This window comes from Rhizobium sp. UFLA01-1127, assembly GCF_059803845.1.
Genome location: NZ_JAUQTZ010000197.1, coordinates 1 through 8,605 on the forward strand (window position 1 = coordinate 1; position 8,605 = coordinate 8,605).

General features: G+C 60.2%; 8 protein-coding genes. 2 read left to right on the plus strand and 6 right to left on the minus strand.

Annotation, left to right across the window (positions count from 1 at the left end):
• Nucleotides 1–1,500: adenylate/guanylate cyclase domain-containing protein (locus tag Q4Q11_RS29470; RefSeq protein WP_498571690.1), on the minus strand; the 1,500-nt coding region annotated here is incomplete at its 3' end.
• 200 nt (nt 1,501–1,700) lie between these two features.
• On the opposite strand from Q4Q11_RS29470, the gene Q4Q11_RS29475 reads away from it, so the two are divergent.
• Nucleotides 1,701–2,795 carry a glycosyltransferase family 4 protein gene (locus Q4Q11_RS29475; RefSeq protein WP_498571684.1) on the plus strand — a complete coding sequence of 365 codons (1,095 nt, stop codon included), beginning with the start codon at nt 1,701–1,703 and terminating at the stop codon, nt 2,793–2,795.
• Nucleotides 2,785–3,552, plus strand: coding sequence for a polysaccharide deacetylase family protein (locus tag Q4Q11_RS29480; RefSeq protein ID WP_498571685.1), 768 nt, complete (start codon nt 2,785–2,787; stop codon nt 3,550–3,552). The genes Q4Q11_RS29475 and Q4Q11_RS29480 overlap by 11 nt, the downstream gene beginning before the upstream one ends.
• A gap of 110 nt (nt 3,553–3,662) precedes the next feature.
• Here Q4Q11_RS29480 and Q4Q11_RS29485 read toward each other — a convergent pair whose 3' ends face one another.
• The 5 genes from Q4Q11_RS29485 to Q4Q11_RS29505 form a co-directional block, all read right to left on the minus strand.
• A complete protein-coding gene (locus Q4Q11_RS29485; RefSeq protein WP_498571686.1) occupies nt 3,663–3,974 on the minus strand; it encodes a hypothetical protein in 312 nt (103 codons plus the stop codon).
• Nucleotides 3,975–4,077: 103 nt separating this feature from the next.
• Entirely contained in the window at nt 4,078–4,338 is a 261-nt protein-coding gene (locus Q4Q11_RS29490) for a type II toxin-antitoxin system Phd/YefM family antitoxin (RefSeq protein WP_498571687.1), read from the minus strand.
• 252 nt (nt 4,339–4,590) lie between these two features.
• Nucleotides 4,591–5,421: an MBL fold metallo-hydrolase gene (locus Q4Q11_RS29495; RefSeq protein ID WP_498571688.1), complete on the minus strand. Its 831-nt coding sequence runs from the start codon at nt 5,419–5,421 to the stop codon at nt 4,591–4,593.
• A gap of 300 nt (nt 5,422–5,721) precedes the next feature.
• Complete coding sequence (locus Q4Q11_RS29500; RefSeq protein WP_113215964.1) at nt 5,722–6,249, minus strand: winged helix DNA-binding protein; 528 nt, start codon at nt 6,247–6,249, stop codon at nt 5,722–5,724.
• Between the two features lie 84 nt (nt 6,250–6,333).
• Nucleotides 6,334–8,605, minus strand: a 2,272-nt coding sequence (locus tag Q4Q11_RS29505) for a hydantoinase B/oxoprolinase family protein (protein WP_498571689.1), incomplete at its 5' end; no start/stop codon positions are given.

Here is an 8,605-nt window from a genome sequence, read left to right on the forward strand (position 1 = left end):
GCCATAGCCCATCGATCCCACCACGGCGAGGCCGGTGTGGATGCCGATGGCGATTTCGAGCGGGGCGGCCAGTTCATCGGCGAGTTCAGCACTGAGCTTGTCGATTTCCTTTATGATCGCGGCCGCCGCTTTCAAGGCCTGCCTGTTGGCTTCCTTCGGGGTCGTGCGAAGGCCGAAAAGGGCCATGGCGCCATCGCCGATGAACTTGTCGATCCGGCCGCCGTTCTCCTCGACGATACGTCCGACGATGGCGAAATAGCGATTGAGCAGGAAGACGATGTCGAAGGGCAGACGCGCTTCCGTCAGCGAGGTGAAGTGGCGCAGGTCGCAGAAGAAAACGACGATCTCGCGCTCGCGGCCGGGACTTGCGGCTTGCGTATAGACCGGGATCGCCGCCTCGGCCATCGGCGTCAGCAGCGGAATGACGCTGACATTGCCCGTTGGGCGCAGCTGGCAGGCGAGCCTGACGTCCGGCGTGGCCCCGATGCGGTTCAATGTCTTCTGCTCGAGCAGCGCCGGCGCCGGCAGGTTTTCGGCGCCCTCGACGATCTGGACGCGGCAGGTGGAACATTGTCCCTTGCCGCCGCAGACCGAATAATGCGGGATGCCCCCGAGGCGGCTTGCCTCGAGCACGCTGAAGCCGCGCGGCGCGTGCACCACTTCGCCGCCGGCGTAGCGGATAGCGACCTGGTACTGGCGTTCCCGCAGTCTGCGATGCGCACGAAAGGCGAAAAGAGCGGCAAGCGACAGGCTGAAGGCGCCGTAGAACCCGGCCCGATATGGCCACAGGGCCTGCGCCATCTGGCTGCCCGGCGCGGAGCCGGTTTCGCCGTAGCTCCGCACGTCGCTGTAATAGCCGCCAGGATAGCCGCGCTCATCCTCCTGGGCGATCTCATGTGCCACGGTCTTGCCCATGGCGGCAAAACCGAGCAGGGCAAGAACCGGCAGAACGATGGCGAGCGACAGTATCACCGGAGCGATCGCCGTGTACCAGGGGCGGTAGCGCAGCCAGAAATGCACGCCGATACACCCGTGAAGCCAAACAATCAGCAGCACGAACGACTGGCGCAGGCCGTTGAGCGGAGTTGTCACCCACAGGCTGCGTACGATGGCCTTGTAGGTATCGTGATAGCCATAGACCTCATGGACGATGCGCGTTGCAATGATGTGATCGATCAGCAGGAGGGGCACCAGCAGACCGGTTACGATCTGAAAAGCTTCGCCGGGTGGCATGACGAGCGTTCTGCGCCGGTAAATCATTCGCAGCACGAGCAGGATGTGGAGAATAAGCGCTCCATAGAGAAGCACGGTTCCGGCCGGGCTGCGCCAGACGGCCGTGAACCAATGTTGCGCATGTTCGGCCGCACCCAGAGAGATCAGCCCGAGCGAGTGATTGCCCAGGTGCATGATCACGAAACCGAAAACGATCAGGCCCGAGCCAAGACGGAGCTTTCGCACGAGGCGATCGGTAATGATTGGCTTTCTTGCCTCGATGCTCATCGAACCCAATGTATATTGCCCGTTCACAACAGAGCGGAAAACGGTTATCGCCTTTCCATCTAGCCGCAACGCCGCAGACTGTCGAGGATGCGGCCTTTTGAAGCAGGGACCTTATTGTCAGGCAACCGGTCGGAATTCGGGCAATCCTCTCACAATTCGGGTTCATCCCATCACTTAATCGTCAACTGTACGATGACGCCATGAAGATCGCCTTCTATGCCCCTTTGAAGCCTCCTGGTCATCCGGTCCCGTCTGGCGACCGGCTCATGGCACGTCAGATCATCGCGGCGCTGGAAATGGCTGGACACCGGCTCGAGGTCGCTTCCGAACTGCGCAGTTTCACGCCCACACCCGAAGCGGGGCCGCGGACGGAAATTGTCCGGCAGGCTGAAAGCGAATTGGCCCGTCTGCGCGGACGCTGGCAAAGCGAGCCGCCCGACCTATGGTTCACCTATCACCCCTATTATAAGACGCCCGATCTCCTCGGCCCGCGGATCGCCCGCGAAATCGGCATTCCCTATGTCACAGCCGAAGCATCCTATTCGCGCCGCCATGATGCAAACGGTTGGGGCGAAAACCAGCGTCTCATCGCCGATGCGGTACGGCTCGCCGCCGTCAATCTGTGCTTTACGGAACGGGATCGGATCGGCCTTCTGGACGCCATCCCCGACGGCCGCTGCGAGCGCTTCCCGCCCTTCATCGACGCTGCACCGTTTACGCGCTCTTCCTCCGATCCGCAGCGGCTGATTGCCGTGGCGATGCTGCGGAAAGGGGATAAATTCGACAGCTACACCATGCTGGCAAGCGCGCTGGACCTGATCCGAGACCGGGATTGGACCCTCACTATCATCGGCGATGGACCGATGCGGACGGAGGTCAGGTCATTGTTTTCAGCATTCGGCGAAAACCGCATCATCTGGAGTGGGGAACGCTCCACCCCAGAGATCGCCGCTGAGCTTGCAACAGCCGGCCTTTATGTCTGGCCCGGCTGCAACGAAGCCTACGGCCTTGCCTATCTGGAAGCGCAGGCAGCCGGCCTGCCAGTGGTCGCGCAGGCTACGGCGGGCGTACCGGAAGTGGTGATGGCGGACAAGACGGGGCTCTTGACGCCGGAAGGCGACATCGAGGCCTATGCCGATGCCATCGCCCAACTCTTACACGATCAGAACCGACGGCGAGCCATGGCGGATGCGGCCTGCGGCTTCGTTCACCAAGAGCGTTCCCTGGCGGCGGCGTCGAGGCGACTGGAAACCATTCTTCGACAATATCTGGGAGACACCTATTATGAGCGATAGAGCCGATTGGCGGCCCCTGCACAACGAGCTGCAGCGATGGAGCGAGGCCGGACGAAAGGTAACATTCTGGTTCCGCGACGACGATGCCATCGAGCCGACCCCTGCTCTCGACCAGCTGCTGTCGCTCTCAGAGCGTTTCGAGGTGCCGATGGCGCTTGCGATCATTCCCGGACCGACCGGCGAGGCACTCGCCGAACGGCTGACGGGCGAAAGCCGCATCACCGCGACCGTGCATGGCTGGACCCACCGGAACTATGCGCCTGACGACACCAAGAAGCAGGAACTCGGCCTGCACCGGCCGCAGCCAATCGTACTCGACGAGTTGCACCGCGGCTTCGATAAGCTCAAAGCTCTTTATGGCAAGCAGTTCGTGCCGCTGCTGGTGCCGCCGTGGAACAGGATCGACGACGCGCTGCTGCCGCATCTCGAACCACTCGGCTATCGCGCCGTGTCAGTCTTCGGTTTGGCAAAACAGGCTCCCATCGGCCTCGTCAACACACATATCGACATCATGCGATGGCATGGCGTGCGCGGAGGATTGCCGCATGCCGAGATCATCGGGCGTCTGGTGGAAGAGCTTCAGAACCGGTGCGACGGCAATGACGAGCCGATCGGCGTAATGACGCATCATCTCGCCCACGACGATCTCGCCTGGAGTTTTATCGAGACGCTGTTTGAGGAAACCGTCGGTCACGCCGCCCTCGAATGGCGGCCGGTCGGCAATTTCGTGCACCACGGCGACGCGCGTCACATGTGACGCGCTGAAGGTCGTCATAGCACTTTAAGCTGCCGCATGGCGGGAGGTGCTCGGCCATCTTCCATTGTCCCGATCGTCCGTGCCAGTTAGGTGAAGTGTCCGAATCTGACTTAGGTACGATTAATGCGCGCCGGACCGGCTGCAAGAAACGGCGCGAACGCTTTCCGGACCGTTTCGAGAAAAGCATCGCTGAAGCGACCGATTGGAGCTTGGCTGTGATCGAGGTAATAGGACCGTTCAAGAACATCGTAATTGCATTCGCTTACGGTAATCCAGCCGCGGTCATAGCCAGTCAGTTTGGCGCGGCGCAGTTCCAGCTTTGGAATCTCGATCGCCTGTTGCTCGCCGAATGGGGGCTTTGACGAAATCGGCAGCAAAAGCAAATGTGTCAGCCCTTGCTTGTCGATCATGGTCAGGAGCATGCAGACAGGGCGATCCTTCTCCCCATGCTCCCGAGCCGGGTTTTCCTCGACCTGCCAGCGCCAAAGATAGGGGTAGGAGACAATGTCACCTCGCCGGAAACCATCACTCATCGGCCGATGCCTGGTATTCAGCGGAATCGTTTTCCAACTGCTCCAGGAACATGGTTGCCAGATCGTCCGGCATTTCACCGGCTCCATAGACGCGGCGTGGGTCAGCATGGCCTTTCAGCTTTTCGTAAAGTTCGACCGGCATAACCACAACAGAGGGGCGCCCATGTTTGGTCAACGTGATCGGCCGTTTCTTGGCCTCATCATGATAACGACCAAAATGGCGCATGAATTCGACAGTGCTAACGGTGTCCAACGATGAGATCCTTTTCTGTGTTATCGGAATAATACAGAAAATACAGAAATTACGCAAGCCGCCGCTTCGGAAAGTGGCCGGAGCGGCTTTCCCTCGTGCCATGACCCTCCCCAATCCGTTGCGACCAGTCCTTACATATCCGAGCTAATCCCTTCGGGAACGTTCACGGCGGTTCAGGCGCCTTCCCGTCTCGATCACGATTCAAGAGAGTATGCAGTAGCGCCGATCAGCTGTTCGGTTCGCCGCTGACCCTCAAAGCTGCAGCGATTGTCCGTCAAAGGCGAAGAACGCTTCGGGGAAGCTCTTCTGCGCGTCACGCTGCATATCGTCCAGTTCGCGGTCCGTGCGGCCGGGCGCGTGATGGAACATGGCAAGCCGCTTGGCGCCGGCCTTCTTGGCGAGCTTGATGCCTTCCTGCCACGTAGAATGGCCAAAACCGAGATATTTCTGCATCTCCGTTTCCAGATAGGTCGCATCGTAGATGGCAAGATCTGCACCCGCCATCAATTCAAGCGCCGCCTCATCGAGTTTGCCTGCCGCATGCTCGGTATCATAGACCATGGCGATCACGCGGCCCGCCCACTCGATGCGATAGCCGATGCAGCCGCCGGGATGATTCAGCCTGGTCGTATGAATGACGATGCCCGGATGCGGCTTCAGCGTGTCGCCGGCGGCGAAATCGCGAAAATTCATCGTGGCACGACAGATATCGGGTTCGACGGGGAACCACGGCGGCCGCATGAATTGGCCGATCAATTGCCGGGTCGTCGTCTTGCCCGCCAGATGGCCCGACCAGAGATCGACGCTGACGCGCGGATCATAGATCGCGTTGAAAAAGGGCAGACCGATGATGTGATCGTAGTGCGAATGGGTGAAGAAGAGATCGATGTTACGAACCTCTTCCTTGGCAAGGGAGGCGGCTGCCTCACGCAAACCGGTCCCGGCGTCGAACAGAATATGCCTGCCACCATGCCGTAACTCAATGCACGACGTATTGCCGCCGTACCGCTCAAATTCCGGTCCCGATACAGGGATGCTTCCCCGCACGCCCCAAAATTTCAGCTCGAAACTATCGTTGTTCATGGAAGTTTTTACACCATTCCCCTTTTCGGTCAAAAAAAGCATACTTTTGCTATCGTGCGAAGCCAGCAATTTCCAAAAGTTGCGCGGTGGTAAAAACTGGATCTTATCGTTCCATCGACAAGGATCGTCCGGCGAGTAACGCCAGCGGATCGCACAGACCTAATATAGGTATGCTACGGCAAAATAGATAAGGGGCCGGGATCGGCCATCCCGACTCGGTCCGTCGACATGAAATTGCGCCCCGCCGAAGGGCAGGCCTTGAGGGGCCGAGATTTGCGCTGAGGCGTCTGATTTGCTGCTTTACAAAGTGGCCGCCGAGCGCGCCGCCTGCTCGTAATAGCCGGATAACGCCCTTAAATGCGAGGCGATATCGGAGAGGTCATCTTGCGAAAGACCCGATACCTTGGTCGCCTCCACCAGCAGCCGCTCGCGTATTTCGGCATAGCGCTTCAACGCGTCCAGGCCCTTGTCGGTAACCTGGATCGTCTTTTCCTTGCCTGCCTTGCCGCTTTTAACCAAGCCCGCCGCCTCGAGCTTCTTGACGGCATAATTGGCGACATGCGTATCCTCGATATCGAGGACGAGGCAGAGATCGGCGAGCGTTTTCGGCCTGTCGCGATGCCGCACCGAATGAATGACCAGGATTTCGACCGGCGAAAGGCCCGGCACACCAGCCGCCGCCATGCAGCGCACCAGCCATCGATTGAAGGCATGGGAAAAGAGGATCGACCCGTATTCCAGCTCCGACAGCGCCGGCGAGCTGCCGCCCGCGAGATGGGCTGACGATACGATCAATTCACGCTGATTGCTCTTTACCTCAGACGTCACCTGAAAACTCCTTCGATCCGGATCGAGAATGTGCAGATTGCTAAAGCCGAGCGGTCGATGCCGTCCGGCTTCGGCGTTGCGCTCCTATTCGTCGCGTTTTCCGTAACCGCCGCCCGTCGGGGTCACGACCGTAAAGGCTTCGCCCGCCTCAAGCACGGTATGGGCCGAGCCGATCAGCTCTTCGATCCTCCCATCGTTGCGGCGGACGTAGTTGCGGCCGGTCTGCCCGGCTTCCCCGCCCTTGATGCCGAAGGGCGCGACGCGCCGGTGGCCCGACAGAATGGCGAATTCCAGCCTTTCGCGCGTGCGGATAGTGCGCTGCGTGCCATTGCCGGAGTTCCACTTGCCGCGCCCGCCGGAATTCGGACGAATGTGGAAATCCTCCAGAACGACCGGAAAGCGCGTCTCGAGGATTTCAGGATCGGTCAGGCGGGAATTGGTCATGTGCGTGTGGACGGCGTCGGCGCCGTTGAAACCCGGCCCTGCGGGCGCACCGGAGCAGATCGTCTCGTAATACTGATAGGTATCGTTGCCGAAGGTCAGGTTGTTCATCGTACCTTGGGCTGCGGCGAGCGCCTCGACCGCACCGAACAAGCAGTTGGTTACGGCCTGACTCACTTCAACATTGCCGGCGACGACGGCGGCCGGATATTGCGGCGTCAGCATCGTGCCTTCGGGGATGATGATGCGGATTGGCCGAAGGCAGCCGGCATTCATCGGAATGTCCGCTTCGACGAGGACGCGGAAGACATAGAGCACGGCAGCCCGAGTGACTGGCTGCGGCGCGTTGAAATTGTCCGGGCGCTGCGCGGACGTGCCGGTGAAATCGACCGTCGCCTCGCGCTTGTCCCTGTCGATCGAGATCTTGACGACGATCCTGCAGCCCTGGTCCATCTCATAGCTGAACTCGCCATCCGACAGACGATCGAGAACGCGGCGCACGCTTTCGGCCGCATTATCCTGAACATGCCCCATATAGGCATCGACGACATCTTCGCCGAAGTGAACGATCATCTTTTTCAGCTCGGCAACACCCTTTTCGTTGGCGGCGACCTGGGCTTTGAGATCGTTGATGTTCTGCGCCAGCGTACGCACCGGATAGCGCGCGCCCGTCAGCAGTTTGGTAAGTTCTGCCTCACAGAATCGGCCGCGATCGAGCAGCTTGAAATTGTCGATATAGACGCCTTCTTCCTCGATATGGGTGGCGAGCGGCGACATCGATCCCGGCGAAATGCCGCCGATATCGGCATGATGGCCGCGGCTCGCGACCCAGAAGCGGATCTTCTCGCCGGCATCGTCGAAGACCGGGGTGCAGACGGTGAGATCGGGCAGATGCGTGCCGCCATTGTAGGGCGCATTGATGAGGAAGACATCGCCCGGATGAATAATGGCATTCTCGCGGATCGCGGTTGCGACGGATGCATCCATGGAGCCCAGATGAACCGGCATATGCGGCGCGTTGGCAACCAGATTGCCTTCCGCATCGAAGACGGCGCAGGAGAAATCCAGCCGTTCCTTGATATTGACCGAGTAGGCGGTGTTCTGCAGCGTCATGCCCATCTGTTCGGCGATCGACATGAAGAGATTGTTGAAGATCTCCAGCATGACCGGATCGGCCTTGGTGCCGATGGCATTGCGCTCCGGCAGCGCCTTGATGCGCTTGAGGACGATGTGATCCTTGGTGGTCAGTTGCGCCTGCCAGCCGTCCTCGATGACGATCGTCTGGTTCGGCTCGATGATGATGGCGGGGCCAGTGACGGTCTGGCCGGGCTTGATCGCCTGGCGCAAGACGACAGCCGCTTCGTGACTTGCACCGTTCGAATAGAAGGCAGTGCGCCTTGCTGCCTCAGCCTCGCCTTCGGCAGCCGCTTCGAGTTCGACCGCGATGTCGGCAGCAGCGCCGCCGATCGTTTCGATCTCGACGGCCTCCACGACCAGAGGCTTGTCTTCGGCAACGAAGCCGAAGCGGCGCTTGTGCAGCGTCTCGAACTGGCTACGCAATCGCGGGGGATTGTCGATCTCGGGGAAAGTCGTCTCAACGGCCAGCAGAGTATCGGTGCCGGCGTAGCGGATGTGGGCGCGCTGGACCGTCTTGATCTCAGCCGTTGCGACGCCCTGTGCTTCCAACTCGGGCATGCATTCGCCGCGCAATTCGCTGCCGAGTGCCGCAATCGATGCTGGTGCGACATCATCAAGGGAAACGCCGAGCGCCTTCTGGCGCGTTGCCCGGATATCGGCAAGCCCCATGCCATAGGCGGAGAGAAGGCCGGACATCGGATGTAGAAGGATGCTCTTCATGCCGAGCGCATCGGCAACCAGGCAGGCATGCTGGCCGCCTGCACCGCCGAAGCAATTC